The 15,574-nt window shown below is 73.9% G+C and carries 10 protein-coding genes; 5 read left to right on the top strand and 5 right to left on the bottom strand.

Going from position 1 to position 15,574, the window contains the following annotated elements; translation table 11 throughout:
* Positions 1-185 precede the first annotated feature (185 nt).
* Genes IE311_RS18035 through IE311_RS18045 form a run of 3 tightly spaced genes read left to right on the top strand, consistent with a single transcriptional unit; the run spans position 186 to position 2,686 of the window.
* Entirely contained in the window at positions 186-1,169 is a 984-nt protein-coding gene (locus IE311_RS18035; RefSeq protein ID WP_189832720.1) for a Dyp-type peroxidase, read from the top strand.
* 6 nt (positions 1,170-1,175) lie between these two features.
* On the top strand, positions 1,176-2,018 hold the full coding sequence (locus tag IE311_RS18040; RefSeq protein WP_189832721.1) for a family 1 encapsulin nanocompartment shell protein: 843 nt from the start codon (positions 1,176-1,178) through the stop codon (positions 2,016-2,018).
* Positions 2,019-2,050: 32 nt separating this feature from the next.
* Positions 2,051-2,686, top strand: a complete 636-nt coding sequence (locus tag IE311_RS18045; RefSeq protein ID WP_189832722.1) for a DUF1345 domain-containing protein — start codon at positions 2,051-2,053, stop codon at positions 2,684-2,686.
* Between the two features lie 103 nt (positions 2,687-2,789).
* Here IE311_RS18045 and IE311_RS18050 read toward each other — a convergent pair whose 3' ends face one another.
* Positions 2,790-3,266: a GreA/GreB family elongation factor gene (locus tag IE311_RS18050; RefSeq protein WP_189832723.1), complete on the bottom strand. Its 477-nt coding sequence runs from the start codon at positions 3,264-3,266 to the stop codon at positions 2,790-2,792.
* A gap of 236 nt (positions 3,267-3,502) precedes the next feature.
* Between IE311_RS18050 and IE311_RS18055 the strand changes: the two genes are divergently transcribed.
* A complete protein-coding gene (locus IE311_RS18055) occupies positions 3,503-4,180 on the top strand; it encodes a maltokinase N-terminal cap-like domain-containing protein (protein ID WP_189832760.1) in 678 nt (225 codons plus the stop codon).
* Here IE311_RS18055 and IE311_RS18060 read toward each other — a convergent pair.
* From IE311_RS18060 to IE311_RS18070, 3 genes are all read right to left on the bottom strand, one after another.
* Positions 4,167-5,246 carry a trypsin-like serine peptidase gene (locus tag IE311_RS18060; protein ID WP_189832724.1) on the bottom strand — a complete coding sequence of 360 codons (1,080 nt, stop codon included), beginning with the start codon at positions 5,244-5,246 and terminating at the stop codon, positions 4,167-4,169. The genes IE311_RS18055 and IE311_RS18060 overlap by 14 nt on opposite strands.
* 6 nt (positions 5,247-5,252) lie before the next feature.
* Positions 5,253-10,619 (bottom strand): trypsin-like peptidase domain-containing protein, encoded by a 5,367-nt coding sequence (locus IE311_RS18065; protein WP_189832725.1) that lies wholly within the window; start codon positions 10,617-10,619, stop codon positions 5,253-5,255.
* Positions 10,620-10,757: 138 nt separating this feature from the next.
* Positions 10,758-11,645, bottom strand: a complete 888-nt coding sequence (locus IE311_RS18070; protein ID WP_189832726.1) for a DNA/RNA non-specific endonuclease — start codon at positions 11,643-11,645, stop codon at positions 10,758-10,760.
* A 112-nt stretch (positions 11,646-11,757) separates the two neighbouring features.
* Between IE311_RS18070 and IE311_RS18075 the strand changes: the two genes are divergently transcribed.
* Complete coding sequence (locus tag IE311_RS18075) at positions 11,758-12,642, top strand: caspase family protein (RefSeq protein WP_189832727.1); 885 nt, start codon at positions 11,758-11,760, stop codon at positions 12,640-12,642.
* A 25-nt stretch (positions 12,643-12,667) separates the two neighbouring features.
* On the opposite strand, the gene IE311_RS18080 is transcribed toward IE311_RS18075, so the two are convergent.
* The gene (locus IE311_RS18080) at positions 12,668-15,526 is read right to left on the bottom strand and encodes a LuxR family transcriptional regulator (RefSeq protein WP_189832761.1); all 2,859 of its coding nucleotides are present in this window, start codon (positions 15,524-15,526) and stop codon (positions 12,668-12,670) included.
* Positions 15,527-15,574 lie beyond the last annotated feature (48 nt).

Here is a 15,574-nt window from a genome sequence, read left to right on the forward strand (position 1 = left end):
GTGACCCGTGCCGTTCGGCCTGGGCGGGGGCGCGTGACCCGTGCCGTTCGGTCTGGGGCGGGGGCGTGCGCCCTGTGCCGCTGTTCGGTCTCGGTGGGGGCGCGTGCCGGGCTGCGTACCAGATCATGCACGCCTACGCTGACGCTGTCCTTTTCTGCCGATTTCGGTCTGTACGTGGGAGTCCCATGGTCGTCGTCCAGCCCGTCGTCGCCCCACCCTCGCGGGCGGCCGTGTCCCTGGTGGCCACGGTCAATCCCGGTGGTGAGGCCGAGGTGCGGGAGGCACTCCAGGACGTGACGGGTCTGACCCGTTCGGTGTCCTTCCGCTCCCCCGAATCCGGCCTCACCTGTGTCGCCGGGATCGGTTCCGAGGGCTGGGACCGGCTCTTCGGCGGCCCCCGCCCCCGCGAACTCCATCCCTTCCCCGCCCTGCGGGGGCCCCGCCACCGCGCCCCGGCCACCCCCGGTGACCTGCTCTTCCATCTGCGCGCCACGCGCATGGACCTCTGCTTCGAGCTGGCCCGGCAGGTCGTGGAGGGCCTGGGCGCCTCGGTGACCGTCGTCGACGAGGTGCACGGCTTCTCCTTCTTCGACGAGCGCGACCTCCTCGGGTTCGTCGACGGCAGCGAGAACCCCGGCGGCCAGGTGGCGCTCGACGCGGTCCACATCGGCGACGAGGACCCCGACTTCCGGGGCGGCAGCTACGTCATGGTGCAGAAGTACCTCCACGACATGGCGGCCTGGGACGGCCTCACCGTCGAGCAGCAGGAACACGTCATCGGGCGCGGCAAGGCGTCCAACGTGGAGATGCCCGACGGCGTCAAGCCGGCGGACTCGCACGTCGCGCTGAACACCGTCGTCGACGAGGACGGTGTCCAGCAGCAGATCTTCCGCGCGAACATGCCGTTCGGGCAGATCGGCGCCGGAGAGTTCGGCACGTACTTCATCGGGTACGCGCGGACACCCGCCGTGACCGAACGGATGCTGCGCAACATGTTCCTCGGGGACCCCCCGGGCGTCACGGACCGCATCCTCGACTTCTCCCGGGCCGTGACCGGAGGCCTCTTCTTCGTGCCGAGCGCCGACCTTCTCGACGACCTGCCCGCCGTGCCGCCGACCGCCGCCCGCCAGGGAGACTCCCTGGGCATCGGCGGCCTGAAAGGATCCTGAGCCGCCATGACGACCTCCGACGCCCCGAACGAGCCGCATCGCGGCCCCGACACGAACAACCTCCACCGCGAACTCGCCCCCATCACCCCCGCCGCCTGGGCCGAGATCGAGGAGGAGGCCCGCCGCACCTTCCGGCGCAACGTCGCGGGCCGACGCGTCGTCGACGTCCCCGACCCGGGCGGCCCGGAACTCGCCGCCGTCGGCACGGGGCACCTGACCGGTATGGCCGCGCCCGCCCCCGGCGTCGTCGCGCGCCTGCGCGAGGTCCGACCCCTCGTCGAACTGAGGGTGCCGTTCACCGTCGACCGGTCCGCCGTCGACGACGTCGAGCGCGGCGCGAAGGACTCCGACTGGCAGCCCGTCAAGGACGCGGCACGCGACATGGCGTTCGTGGAGGACCGGGTGATCTTCGACGGGTACGAGGCGGCCGGCATCGACGGACTGCGCGCCAGGTCCTCGAACCCGGTGGTACGGCTGCCCGCCGAGCCGCGCGACTACCCCGACGCGGTCAGCCGGGCCCTCACCGAGCTTCGCCTCGCCGGTGTCGACGGACCGTACGCGCTGCTGCTCGGCGCAGAGGAGTACCGGGCGGTCAGCGAGACCTCCGACCACGGCTATCCGATCGCGGCCCACCTCGGCCGCATGCTGGACGGCTCCCCGATCTGGGCGCCGGCCCTCAGCGGCGGCTTCGTGCTCTCCACCCGCGGCGGCGACTTCGAACTGCTCCTCGGCCAGGACCTGGCGATCGGCTACACGGGGCACGACGCCCACACCGTCCAGCTGTACTTCCAGGAGACGCTGACGTTCCGGACGTACACGGACGAGGCCGTCGTCGTACTGGAAGCCTGAGATCCGGAACGACAGGAACCCCCGAGGCCACCATGAAGAGTCCGCTGCCGCTCGCCGCCGTCCCCCGGCTCGCCCTCTCGGCGGTCGTCGGGGCGGCGGCCGGTGCCGTGGTCGCCGCCTTCACCCACGTGCCCCTGGGCGTCCTCGCCGCGATCGCCGTGGGGGAGACACTCTTCGTCGTCGCCGGGTGGATCACCCTGTGGCCGATGGACGCCACCACCACCCATCGCAATGTGCGTCGCGAGGAGTTCCGGCCCGTCGTCGAGGAGCTGGCCGTCGTCGCCACGGCGGTGGGCGGGCTCGTCGGCATCGTCGTGCTGCTCCTGGCCGCCAAGTCGGACCTGAGTCACGCCGCCGCCGCGACGGCCCTCGCCGGTGTGTTCATGGCCTGGGCGGCCCTGCACCTCATGTACGCCACGCGCTACGCGTACGTCTACTACCTCGGACCCGGCGGCGGGATCGACTTCAACTCCCAGGAACCGCCCCGCTACAGCGACTTCCTCTACTTCAGCTACAACCTCGGCATGACCTACCAGGTCTCCGACACCGATGTCTCCAGCACGACCGTCCGCTCGATCGCCCTCCGGCACTGCCTGCTGTCGTACGTCTTCGGCGTCAGCATCCTGGCCACCACCATCAACCTCGTCACGGGGATCGTCACGGGTTGAGGCCACGGGCCGAGGTCACCGGCCGAGCCCGTCACGCGCCGAGGGCGGCCCGGCCCTCGTGGCAGCGGGGACGGCCGTGCCACCGGGCCCACGTACGAAGCGCTCAGGCAGGCCGGTCGCCGAGGGACAGCACGACCGCGGTGGTCCTCCCGCCGGGTGCCGCGTAGGAGACGGTGTCTCCCGCGCGGTGGCCGAGCAGGGCGCTGCCGAGCGGGCTGTCGGCCGTCACCATGGTCGCGTCGAGCACCGCCGCGACCTCGCCGATCTGGACGGTGGTCTCCGCGCCGTCCTCGAACCGCACGGTCACCGAGCTGCCCACGCCGACCGTGTCCGCAGGGGGAGCCCCCGCGGAGTCCGCCTCGCGCAGCCGCCCGTCGATCTCGTCGATGCGGCGGTCCAGGCGGTCGAGTTCCGTGGCACGCTGGAGCTCGTCGGCCTGGTCGGCCCGGTCGCCCGTCTGGTCGCCGCCCCCGTCCCGCAGGGTGACGGCGACGGCCTCGCGTTCGGTGCGCAGATCGGCGAGTTCCCTCTCCAGTGCTTCGCGGGCGACGGCGCTGATGGGCTCGGGTCCACCGGTCATTCCTGCTCCCGTTGTGCGGCGGCACGATCGGTGCGTGCCGCAGGTCGAATGCGGCGTCCACCCGCGCGGACGTGCCTGCGGAATGTGCGTGCGTACCTCACGGCGGGCTTCCCGCCGGCCGGGGACACCCGTCCACATCCAGGCTAGGCCGGGCCGGTCGGGCGCGCACGGCGGCCCCTCCGGGGTCTGTTACGTTGCGGATGTCCGGCACCACGCAGGAGAGGGAGACCCGCACGATGGCCGTCATCCACCGCACCACACTGCAGCCCACCAAGCTGGAACTGCTCGCGGAGTGGCTGCCCACCCGGGCGTGGCACTCCGGCGGGGAGGCGCGGCCCGCGAAGGCCGGTGGCTTCCGGCTCGACGACCCGGCGGGCGAGGTGGGCATCGAGCTCATGGCGGTGACCGACGGCGAGGGCGACGGGGCGGCCGCCTATCTCGTCCCCATGACCTACCGCGCGGGCCCCCTGGAGGGCGCGGAGGAAGCCCTCATCGGTACCTGCGAGCACGGTGTCCTCGGCACCCGCTGGATCTACGACGGCACCCACGACCCGGTGTTCGCCGCCCAGTTGTACGCCCTGTTCACCGGTCGGACCCAGGCGCAGGCCCAGTCCCTGAGCGACGCACCCGACCTCACCGTGGCCGTCGGCCGCGTGGTGGCGGAGGGCGCCGACGACGCGGAGCTCGTAGGCGTCACGGAGGGCCCCGGCCACACCGACGTGACGGTCCTGGCCCCCGGTGCGTCCGTCCCGCTGACCCTGCGGGTGCAGCGCGTCCTCGGCGCGGGCGCGGACCCGGCTCCGGGTGCCGACGGCCGGGTCACGGCCGAGTGGCAGCTCGCCGACGGAACCACGGCGCGGGGCGTGTTCGCCGTCGCGCTCGGCGCCGACGCCGCGGTGCCTACACCCAGTTGACCTCCGCGGCGGCCAGCAGGGGGTCGTCCACCAGCTCCCAGAGCGGCACGGCGAAGTTCCCCGTGCCGTACCGGCCGCCGAAGTGGAGGCCGAGGACGCGGTGGTCGGTGAGGTCGAGGACCGGGGAGCCGCTGTTGCCCCCGAGGGTCGAGCAGTCGTGCTTCATCACCAGGCCGCCCGGGGTGAACTCGGTCGCCACGCCCGGCTGGAGCCGCTTCACGTTGTAGACGTCCATGAAGATCCGGCGCATCGACTCCGGTTCGTTGCGCCGGCCGTCCCAGGCCGGGTAGCCGACCACGTACACCGGACGGCCCGGCACACTCGCCGGGGCGTCCGCAGCCACCGCGAGCGGGGTCGGCAGTCCGCCGTCCGTCGACGGCTCGACCCGCAGGACGGCCAGGTCGACATCCGGGTGGATGCCGATGACCTCCGTGACCTCGTACGGGGTGGAGGCCCCCGGCGGTGCGCCCTCGACCGGGAGTTCCTCCGCCGGGTCGATCCGCGCCGACATGCCGTAAGCGAAGGTCCAGCGGCCGTCGCCGTCCCCCGATCGGCTGAATTCCACCGCCACATGACGGTTGGTCATCACCGCGCGCGGGCCGACGAGGAAGGCGGTGCCGATCCAGTCCAGGCTGGGGTGCCCGGTGACCTCGACCCGGCCGACCCGGGTCAGGGACTCACGGATCGCGGGCCGTTGGCCGTCCAGGACCGCCCACTCGTCGTGCTGCGGGGCGAAGTCCTGGCGCTGGACGAGGATCGCAGGACGGCCCTCCATCAGGACGATCGCCTCGACACCGAAGTACTCGTCCCCGGCGATCTCGTCCTCGCGGTGCGCGGCCAGCTTCTCCAGACCGCTGACCCCGGCCTCCAGGACGCGGGCCCGCTCCTCACGGGCGAAGCGGGAGATCTCCGCCGCCGGTGCCACATCGGCGGGGAGCTCGAACGTGGACTCGGCGATCTCCGCCTCGAGCCGGCCGCGCACCCGGGCGGCGACCTCCCGCAGATCGCCGAAGATCTGCTCGGTGGCGGTCGCGACCGGCGACCCGTTCAGCGGTCCGTTCGGCATGGTCTCTCACCTCGGTGTCCCGTTCGTCGGTATTCCGCCCACCGGGCTCCCGCTCGCCGGGCTCCCCTTCGCCGGGCTTCCGTTCGGTGGGTTCCCCTTCGCCGGACCTCCGTCCGGCGGACTCCCCGGGGCCGGGCGGCCCGACTGGGCGGCCATGATCTCCTCGTACAACTCCGGCCGGGATGCTTGGAGATGGGCCAGGATCCCGCTCATCTGGGTGCCGACGTTCACGAACCGTGTCCGGGCGCCCTGGAACTCGACCTCGTCCACCTTCCGCGTGCCCCGGTGCAGCCCCACCACCGTCCAGTCGTCGAGGCAGACCGGGGAACCGGAGGAGCCTCCCCGGGTGTCGGTGAAGTACAGGATGTCGTGCTCGTCCGCCCGGTAGACCAGGTTGTTGCGGAGCGCGACCCGCTTCGGCAGGCCGCCCGGGTGCTGGATGATGTTCACCGGAACCCGCTGCCGCTCCCGGACGAGCAGCGGCCGGGTGGCGACCCGGAGCGTCGGGCGCCGCTCCTGGTCGGAGGAGAGCCGCACGATGGCGTAGTCGAGCGCCGCGTCCCAGGCGACGAGCTCACCGGCCGTCGCCTCCGGCGCCGCCGCGGCGTTCTCGACGAAGTCGAAACGGGAGCGCGACATGAGCGCCTGGAGCCGCAGGTCCTCGTCGCTCACGAACGGCCGCACACCGGCCTCCCACGAACGGGCCATCACCACATGGTGGTTGGTGATCAGCAGATCCGGGGCGATCATCCATCCCGTGCCGCCGTGCGGATAGGACGGCAGAAGCGGGGCGCCCGACTCGTACGGGGGGATCCTCAGGAGCGCCACGGAGGCACCGGCCCGGATCCCGCCGTGCAGGAACTCGTACGGCACGGTGTCGTCCTGGAGGACGATCTCCTCCTTCATCTCCCCGGGCATCAACTCCGCGGGGAGCTCGGCCTCGCCCGTGATCGCGCGGGCGACGACGTCCAGGGAGCCCTGCAGCACGGCGCGAGGTCCGGGTTCACGCGTCTGCTCGATCGCGTTGTGCAGCCAGATCTCCAGCGGCACCAGCCCGTCGATCAGCCGCTCGACCCGGTTCATCGCGGTCAGATCGGCGTGGACCTGCTCCCGGGGATCGTCCAGCGCTTCGAGGGTGGCCGTGAAGTAGCCGGGGACGCCCTTGAGGAGCGAGGCGCGGACGGCCCGGTCCGCGAGCCCGGCCTCCAGGGCGGCGTTGCGGACCCGTACGAGGTCCTGCGGGAGGAGGAACGGCTCCTTGCGCAGCGCGGCCCCGGCCGCGTTCGGCGGAGGACCCGCGCGCGCGGACAACCCTCCCGCGTCCTCCCGGGCCCTCGCGCCGCGCGGCGGCGGGCCCGCTTCCATCGCGGAGGCGACCCCGAGCAGCAGGTCCCCGCTGGCGTCCCGGAGCGTGAGGGCCTGCCGGGCGACGCTGTCCAGGGTGCCGCGCCGCCGGGCGGCGCGCAGTCGGCTCTCGATCCGCCCGCGGTCGAGACCGGCCGCGTCGTCCGGGGCGACGGCTCCCTCCCCGGCCGCCGCCGCCAGGATGCGGGCCAGCGGTTCGCGGAGCCCGGGCTCGTCGACGAGTGTGGTGTCGATCCACCGGGCGAGCTCGGTCACCACCGCCTCCTCGTCGGCCGGAAGACCTACCAACCGCAGCGTGTGTTCCAGGAGCTGGGGGTCGGACGGGGAGGCCGCGGCGGCCGCCGTACGGGCCAGCGACGGCTGCCGCGCCAGATCGGCGTCGGGCATCCCGCGCAGCGTCCGGGCGAGGCGCTCCCGTGCCGGAGCGGCGTCGGCGTCCGCGAGGGTGGCGAGACGCGACCGGGCGACGAGTACGCCCAGGGATTCGAAGCGCAGCCCCAGACCCGCCGCGATCTCCTCCGCCTCCTGGAGGTTCCGGTCCGCCTCCGCGAAGTCGCCCGTGTCCTGCGCGAGACGCGCCGACAGCTGGAGCAGTTCGAGCTGGGTCTCCGCGCAGCCCGCCTCCGCCGCCCTGTCCACGGCCCGCTCGGCGCTCCCGCGGGCCTCGGCCGTCCGGCCGGAGCGGGCGAGGGTCTCGGCGAGCAGGGCGTGCAGCCGGCTGCACGGCGTCCACGGACGACGCTCGGCGAGCCGCTGGGCCGCGGCCTCCACGTACCCCTGGGTGAGCAGGTCCTCGACCTCGCGCGCGGCGATCCGCTCCCAGTCCTCCTGGTCCGCCTCGATCATGATCTGGTCGGGGACGTGGCCGCCGATCCTGCCGAGCAGGAAGGCGGCCGAGCGGGGCGGCATCTCCCGGTCCGTGGAGCCGCCCAGGTAGGCGCCGACCCCCGGTTCCCAACGCGCTTCCACCGTACGGGGGTTCTCGCCGAGCCGGAGCCGGTGGTAGATCTCCTCGGCGCGGTTCCCGGCCCCCTCGCGGACCGCGTAGTACGCGACGGCGCTGTGGTCCACGGCCCGCATCAGGTCGGTCCGCGCGCTGTCCGAGAGGCGCAGCATGATGGCCCGCAGATCGGCCCGGTGCCTGATGGCCTCGGGCCCCGCCGACTCCATCAGGTCGACCCGCGAGGTGAGCAGTCCGTACAGGCGACGGGCCTCCGTGGTGGTCTCGACCCGGAGGCCCGCCGGACCGGCCAGCACGTCCCGGAGGAGGTCGGGGGTGATGAAGCGGAGGGCCAGGCCCGCCTGGACGAGGGCCCGGACGTCGTCCTCCGCGATGTGCTTGAGGATGCGGTCGTACAGCGTGCCCTGGATGAGCATCTGGTCGACCTGCCGGTCGAAGTACCGTCTGCGGGAGGGAAGTCCGCGCAGCAGCCCGCCGAAGGACGGGGAGTCGGTGCCCACGGCGACCGCCGTGCGCGCCGCCAGCCTGAGGCTCAGCGGATGTCCGCCGATCCGGTCGGCGAGGTCCTCCGCGAGCGTCTCGTCCCGGACCCCGGAGGACATCAGCAGGTCCACGGACGCCTGGCGGTCGAGCTCGCCGATCTCCATCGTGCGCGGGGTGAGGACCCGGGCCGGATGGTCGATCGGGGCCCGTCCGGAGACGATGAACCGCAGACGGGAGTACGCGGCCCGCAGCGCCGTCCAGATGGCCCACATCCGGGCGATGACGGGCGAGCCCCGGTACTGGGCCTCCTCGAAGGAGTCCACGACGACCACCAGCGGGGGCGCCGTCCCCCCGGGGGCCGGGCGGACGGCCTCGGCGACCAGGGACGCGATCCGGTGCGCGAGCTCCTGTTCGCGCGCGCTGGCGCGGGCGTGGAAGTCGGACGAGTAGTCGCGCGCGAGCGTGGCCCGGGTGCCGGCCAGCTGGTGGAGTTCGTCCAGCTCGTTGCGTTCCCCGCGCTGGACCGCGGCCGTCCGCTCGCACTCGTCGGCGAGCGCCTCGAAGGAGGCGCGGAGCGCGGGGTGGTGGACACCGAGCTGCCGTGCCATCTCCGCGATCACGGTGGCGGGTTCGTGCACGGAGAGGGTGGGGCGCGCGAAGTCGATGTAGGCGAACGGGAATCCGGCGGGCGCCGCGGCCAGGGCGTCGACGAGGAACCTGGCGAGCAGGGTGCTCTTGCCGATGCCGCCCACCCCGTGGAGCAGCACCGGTGGTTCGGCCGGCTCCTCGGGCAGCGCGATGTACGCGTGCAGGGAGTCGAGTTCGGCGGCGCGGCCGTGGAAGGTGCCCCGGATCAGCCGGTGCATCGGCTGGAGCAGCCGGGCCGACTCGAGACGGTGCTGGACCTCGTCGACCGGGGGCAGCCCGGTGACCCCCGGCACCCGGCTCAGCCAGAGCACGGCCTGAAGGGTGTCGGAGAGTTCCTCGACGTCGTCCCGGGCGTGGCCGCGCGGGTACGCGGGCGGGAGTCCGGCGCCGGTGAGCAGGGCGAGGGCGGTGCGCTCCGGGCCCGGCCCCTCGGGCCGCAGGCCGATGTTGGTCCGCAGGGCGTCCAGCGCGGCGGCGGGGCCCGCGAGACCCGCGAGGGTGGCGTCGCGCAGCTCGGGCTTGAGGATCCAGGCCGTGGCCCCGGAGGAGGGCAGGGCGGTGCAGTCGTCGACGAGCTCCAGGACCGCCCGCCCGGTGGACCGCTCCTCGCCGGGCAGACGCAGCAGCGCGGGGTCGAACTCCTGGAGCAGGCAGGCGGCCTCCCGGTAGGAGCGACGGGGGTCGGGCAGGGTGGCGACAGGAGCGCTGAGGCCGGCCCGCAGGGCGTCGCGCAGCAGATGGACGGACTCGCCGGGCGGCGGCGACTCCGGAGGCAGGGTCCGGTGGAGCCGTACGACGTCCTCCGTGGCCGTACACAGCCTGCGCATGTAACTGTCGCCGTTCGGGGGCGAGTCGACGGCCCGCAGCACCTCGGTCACGGCCGTCTCCGTCAGTTCGTGGACCGCCGCCTCCTGGCCCGCCGCCTCCTGGCCCGGCGACGCGACGGCGTCGGTGAAGAACTCCCGGAAGAAGGACCGGAGATCGTCCTCGTCCGCGAGGCGCGTGGTGTCCCGGCACTCGTTCTTGCGGATCTCGTACGGGAGTTGGCGCATCGTGGTGGCGTACCCCAGCAGCACCAGCCGGGGCACGGTCTCGACGCGTGCCGGCGTGTGCTCGTAGATCGCCCGCGCCAGGATGCCGATGGCGTCCCACACGTCCGAGTGGGCGTCGACCCGGTCGCAGTCGTCGAGGACCAGCCAGAAGCGGTCCTCCGAGGCGCTCGCCCGGGCGACGATCCGGTGCGCGGCGTCGTCGATGGACGGCAGTGGATCGTTCAACCGTGTGGGGTTCAACGGAAATCCGTCGGTCTCAGGTCCCGCGACGAAGGCGGCGAGCCGCTCCATCAGGCGCGCCGCCGTCGACGTACGGGACAGCGTCACCCGGACCGGGCGGAAGTCGAGGTGCTGGCCGAGATGGCGGATGAGCTCGTAGGTGTACGAGCGCCCGCTGTCCGGCGGGCCGTCGACGATCAGTACCGTCTGCTCCGGGTCGGCGACGAAGCCCCGGAGCTTCTCGCGCAGCTCGGACCGGTTCAGGAAGACCTCGGTGCCGTGCTTCAGGAGCAGGCTGACGAAGGGGTCCCGGGGGGAGCGCCGCAGCCGCTCGTCCTCCTGCAGCCGGGTGAGCAGATTCCGGGCCTCCGCGCCCTGCTCGAAGGCGTGCGGGTCGTCGATGGAGGCCAGCGCGTCCAGCCCCGCGAGGACGGTGAGCAGTCGGCGTTGGTGGGCGATGTCCCGGCGGGCCGCCGTGACCACCAGCAGGGCGTTCCGGTCGGCCTCCGGGGTGAGCGGCAGGTCGTCGACGAAGTCGGCCGGGAGGCCGGCGCGCAGCAGTCGTTCGCGTGGCTCGGGGGTGTCGAGGAGGTGGTCCCGCACCCAACTGGCGACGAGCCCCCACTCGGTTTCGGTGAGCGGCATTCCACACCTGCCCGGCGCTCTTGGCGCAGCGCCGGTCGCTCCGGCGCCGGGACGTGAAAGATCGGACGAAACGGCCGATCCCTCTCATCGTTTCACCCTCCCCGGAGCGTCGCAATCCCTGTGGCGGCCCGGCGGCGGTCAGGGGTGCAGCACGATGTCCGCGTACGACTCCAGCCGCCGCCAGCGCTCCTCCGGCCCCCGCGTCGGAGGCATCACGTCCACATCGGGCAGCGGTCCGAACTCCAGCTCGGTGATCTCCGCGACGTCCGAGACCGGCACCTGGTACGTACGGAAGGGACCGAGCGGCGGCGGCGCGCCCGTCGTCGCCCCCGCCAGGGCCCGCTCCGCGTCCCGGCTCAGGTCGGGGCTCTGGTCCAGGACGTACGCGGCGGCGGCGAGCACCCCGTCCTGGAGGAAGGCGGCCACCTTCCAGAAACGCATCGGCACCTGAATGCCCCGGTACGGCGGGTCGGAGTCGTGGAGCACCGGACCCGACAGCACCGTCAGCTTCCGGTCGTGGTCGGCGGCGTGGTCGAGAAGGTAGTTCTCGAGCCCCTGCCACAGCTGTCTGCCCTGGTTGAAGACGTCGGCCTGGGGAGCGGCGTTGGTGAAGTGGAACGTGTCCGCGTCGGCGCGGACCGCCAGGGCCGACGGCCCCCAGACCGGGTCGAGCCGGCGGACCAGATGACCGCGGTCGAGGCTGTTGTTCCGGTAGATCTCGTCGCCCGCCTGCTGCTCCTCGGGCAGCCGGGGGTCGAACCGCCAGACGTCGTGGCGCGGAACGTCCTCCCGGAGCTCCCGCCCCTCGATGCACACGGCCGTCGAGGCGGCGAACCGCCGGTCTGGCCGGAAGACCACGGTGAAGTGGGTGTACGGCAGGATCACCGTTCCGACCGAGTCCCGGGCCGGCAGCGGCAGCGGGACGACGGGGCCGAGGAAGGCCTCGTCGTAGCCGGTGCGGTCGGCGAGCGGGGCACGGCGGGCGGCGCCCGGGTCCGGAGGGGGCGGGGGACCGGAAGGATTCATACGATGTAGGTACCGCGTGGAGAGGGTCGCGCTCGGCGCCGGACCACAGGCCACTCGATCAGACGCCCCGGCGTCCCCTCCGCTTCCTCCGCTGCCCGCCAGGAGGCACCTCATGGCCACCGGACTCGCCCTGCACGTCGGGCTCAACCGGGTCGACCCCGCCCGTTACGAGGGCTGGGACGGCACCCTGATCGCCTGCGAGAACGACGCCCACGACATGGCGCGGCTCGCCCGCAACGCCGGATTCGAGAGCACCGTGCTGCTCACACCGGACGGCACCGTCGCCAACGTCACCGCCGTCCTCGGCGAGGCCGCCGCCCGGCTCGGCCCCGGCGACATCCTGCTCTTCAGCTACTCGGGCCACGGAGGGCAGGTGCCCGACGTCCCGGGCTCCGGCACCCCCGGTCAGGACACGGCCGGCTCCGATCCGCTCGGCTCGGACGCCCTCGGCTCGGACGCCCTCGGTTCCGACGACGAGCCGGACGCGCTGGACGAGACCCTGGTCCTGTACGACCGGCAGTTCCTCGACGACGAGGTCCGGCGGGCCTTCCGCGCCTTCGACGACGACGTACGGATCGTGGCCCTGTTCGACTGCTGCCACAGCGGCAGCAGCATCGAGCTCCCCGGCGGCCCGGCGGCCGACGGCACGGCCCGTTTCATGCCCGAACCCCGGCAGCGTCAGCTGTACGCGCGCGACCGTGAGTTCTACGCCGGCCTCAAGGGTTCGCTCGCCGAGGCGGCACGGGCCGACGGCGCGGGGCCCGACGCCCTCCTCGTGTCGGCCTGCCAGGACAACCAGGTCGCCGCCGACGGCGAGGTCAACGGAGCCTTCACCGAGGCCCTGCTCAAGGTCTGGGGCGACGGCGCCTTCCAGGGCGGCTACCGCGATTTCCACCGGGCGATCCAGCGCCGGCTTCCGCCGACGCAGAGCCCGAACCTCCATCTCACCGGCACCCCGGACGAGGGCTTCCTGGACCAACGGCCGTTCACGGTCTGAACCCGGCTCCCCGGCCCTGGCCCGGCTACGGCCTGAGCGCCGTCGCCAGTTGCGCCCGCGAGCGGACGTCGAGCTTCTGGTAGATCCGGGTCAACCGCGCCTCGACCGTCTTCACACTCAGGTACAGCTTCGCCGCCGCCTCCTGGTTGCTGGCGCCCTGGGCCACGAGCCGGGCGAGCCGCAGCTCCGCCTCCGTCAGCGAGGACAGCGCGGGCAGCGCCTCCTCACCCCCGGAGCCGGGCCCGGGACTCTCGCTCGCGACGCCCGCCGGAGCCTCGCTCGCCAGGGCCAGCCACGGAGCGGCGCCGGCCCGCTCGAACACCGAGGCCGCCGCGTGCAGCGCGCTCTGGGCGGCCGAACGGCGCCGTCTGCGGCGCTCGACCCGGGCCAGGGCGATCAGCGCCCGCCCCCGTTCGAGGGGCAGCCCGGCCCGCCCGAAGGCCTCGGCCGTACGGGTGAGCAGCTCCGCCGCCTCGTCGGTCCGCCCCTCCGCCGCGAGCCACAGGGCGTACGCGCGGTCGCAGCCGAGCAGCACCGTGGCCCGTCCCAGCCGGGCGGCCACCGGCCGTACCTCGTCGAGGAGTGCCAGGGCCTCGTCCGCGGCGTCGTGGGCGAGCAGCGCCTCCGCCAGTTCCTCGTGCCAGCGCAGCATCGACGGGTCCACCGTCGACTGGGCGCGCTCGTCGGCCTGGACGCGCCGCAGCGTCTCCAGGGCGGCGGCCACGTCGCCGTTGATCAGCTGGACCCGGCCGAGCGCGTACCGGCTGCGGGAGAGGAAGACCCGGTCGCCCTCCTCCTCCGAGGCCTGGACACTGCGCCGGGCGTAGCTCGCCGCCCGGGCGAAGCTGCCGCCGGCCGTCTCCGCGAGTGCCAGCGTGTACCAGGCGGGGCCGGGCGAGAGGCCCGCCTCCAGGGTGAGCGCGAGGGACTGCCCCGCGTGCGCGAGGGCTGCCGCGCACGCGCCCCTGCGGGACTCGATCGCGGCCAGGGTGGAGAACAGCTCGATCGTGTCCTCCACCGAACCGCGCCGCTGGACCAGGGGAAGGAGCGCGTTCAGTTCGTCCCGGGCGTCCGTCAGACGGTCGTCGAACAGGGCGTGGCGGATCGTCAGGATCTGTGCGGCGTTACGGATGCCGAGCGGGCGCTCGGCCAGCTCCAGGGCGCGGGCCTGCGCGAGCACCGCCTCCGCGTCCGGTGACCCGAGGGCCCGTTCCATCCGCGCCTGCACGGTCAGCGCCTGGGCGGCGGTGCGCGGATCGCCCATCGAGGCGGCCAGCGCGGCCGATTCGACGGCCGCCGTCCGCGAGCGCTGCGGATCGCCGTCCGCGAGGACGTACTTGACGGCGAGCCGGAGCTGGACCGCGGCCCGCAGGGCGGTGTCCCCCTCCGAGTCCTCCATCGCGTGGACGTACATCTCGTCGAGCCCGGTCAGCCCCTGGCCCGCCGTGTCGAGTACGGCGAGCCGCGCCTTGACCCGGTCGGCCGGCACCGCGTCCCGGGCGAGCAGATCGGTGGCGGCCCGCATCGCGAGGTCGGCGCGGGCCGCGCGGGCGGCCTCCTCGGCCGCGTCGACGAGCCGCGCGATCCGCTGCGTCCCGTGGCGTCCCGGCGTCGACTCGGCGGCGAGCAGCGCGAGTTCGGCGGCGAGCGCGTTGTTTCCGCGCCGCCGGGCGAGGTCGGCCGCGGCCGCGACCTCGGCGGCGAGTTCCTCGTCCGGGCTGTCGGTGGCGAGCGCCCGGTGCCGTACCGCCTCCACGGGGTCGTCCACGACCTCCGCGAGGGCCGCGTGTCCCGCGCTCCGCTCGGCCCAACAGGCGTCGTGCACCAGGGTGGAGGGCAGCAGCCCGGCGGTGAAGGTCACCGAGCCGTCCTCGGAGAGCGACACCAGGCCGGCCCGCTCGGCCGCCGCGAGGTCCGCCTCGGCGCTGGGCCGCCCGGCCCGCCGTACCAGGGTCGAGGAGGGACGCAGCGCGAGGGCGGCGAGCAGCAGCGTCTCGCGCACGGCGAGCGGCGCGGCGCCCAGGAGCTGGCGGGCGAGGTCGCGGGCACGCCCGGAGAGGGTCAGCGCCTCCGCGTGGTGCACGGGGGTCCGCGCGTCGGCCAGGGACCGGCCCACGGCGAGGGCCAGACGCGGGTTGCCGCCGCTGGCGCGGTGGATGCGGCCGGCCATCCGGGAGGGGAGCCGGTGGTGGATGAGGAGTTCGGCGATCTCGTCGGCGTGCAGCGGGGGCACGAGCAGTACGTCGGCCTCGGACGGCACCCAGAGGTGGGAGGCGTGCGGGTCCTCGGGACGGTGGAGCGCGCGGTAGGGCTCCCCTGCCTCGCCGTACGGCTCCGGGGTCTCGACGGCCACCACCCGCAGGGAGTGGGGCGCCAGGTGGAGGGCGAACCGCAGCAGGTCCGCGCTGTCCGCGTCGACGTGCTGCACGCCGTCGACGACGAGCAGGACGGGGCCCCGGCAGGTCAGGGTGCGCAGGATCTGGGCGATGCCGAGCCGCAGCGCGATCGGGTCCCAGCCGCCCGCGTCGATCGGCGCCTCGCGGCAGAGCATGGCGACGGCGGTGCGCTGGGGTCCCGGCAGTTCGTCGAAGACCCCGGACGTCTCGGGCGGGGTGGCGCCGAGTCCGGGCCAGGCCACGGTGGCCGCCACCGACGCCACCAGCGCGGCGGCCGAGGCCCCGGGTATCTCGCGGTCGGACGGCAGGGTCGCCAGCCACAGCACGGTCTCGCCGCGTGCTTCGGCACGGGTGGCCTCGGCGAGGGCGAGCTCGGTCTTGCCCACACCGGCGGGTCCGGTGAGCAGGGCGCGGCCCCGGGTGTGGAGGGCGCGTTCGAGCCGGGCGAGGAGTTCCTCGCGGCCCACCGGCGCCGGGGGACCGCCCATTCCCGCAGAGCGCAGGGCGAGGTACGGAGCTGTCGTCACTGTCCACCA

Origin of the sequence: Streptomyces zaomyceticus, from assembly GCF_014656215.1 — a bacterium.
In the GTDB taxonomy this organism is placed as follows: domain Bacteria; phylum Actinomycetota; class Actinomycetes; order Streptomycetales; family Streptomycetaceae; genus Streptomyces; species Streptomyces zaomyceticus.

Coding starts and splice junctions, on each gene's coding strand:
- IE311_RS18080 (WP_189832761.1), bottom strand. CDS start 15,526: ATGGGCGGTCCCCCGGCGCCGGTGGGCCGCGAGGAACTCCTCGCCCGG.
- IE311_RS18035 (WP_189832720.1), top strand. CDS start 186: ATGGTCGTCGTCCAGCCCGTCGTCGCCCCACCCTCGCGGGCGGCCGTG.
- IE311_RS18075 (WP_189832727.1), top strand. CDS start 11,758: ATGGCCACCGGACTCGCCCTGCACGTCGGGCTCAACCGGGTCGACCCC.
- IE311_RS18050 (WP_189832723.1), bottom strand. CDS start 3,266: ATGACCGGTGGACCCGAGCCCATCAGCGCCGTCGCCCGCGAAGCACTG.
- IE311_RS18060 (WP_189832724.1), bottom strand. CDS start 5,246: ATGCCGAACGGACCGCTGAACGGGTCGCCGGTCGCGACCGCCACCGAG.
- IE311_RS18065 (WP_189832725.1), bottom strand. CDS start 10,619: ATGCCGCTCACCGAAACCGAGTGGGGGCTCGTCGCCAGTTGGGTGCGG.
- IE311_RS18040 (WP_189832721.1), top strand. CDS start 1,176: ATGACGACCTCCGACGCCCCGAACGAGCCGCATCGCGGCCCCGACACG.
- IE311_RS18055 (WP_189832760.1), top strand. CDS start 3,503: ATGGCCGTCATCCACCGCACCACACTGCAGCCCACCAAGCTGGAACTG.
- IE311_RS18045 (WP_189832722.1), top strand. CDS start 2,051: ATGAAGAGTCCGCTGCCGCTCGCCGCCGTCCCCCGGCTCGCCCTCTCG.
- IE311_RS18070 (WP_189832726.1), bottom strand. CDS start 11,645: ATGAATCCTTCCGGTCCCCCGCCCCCTCCGGACCCGGGCGCCGCCCGC.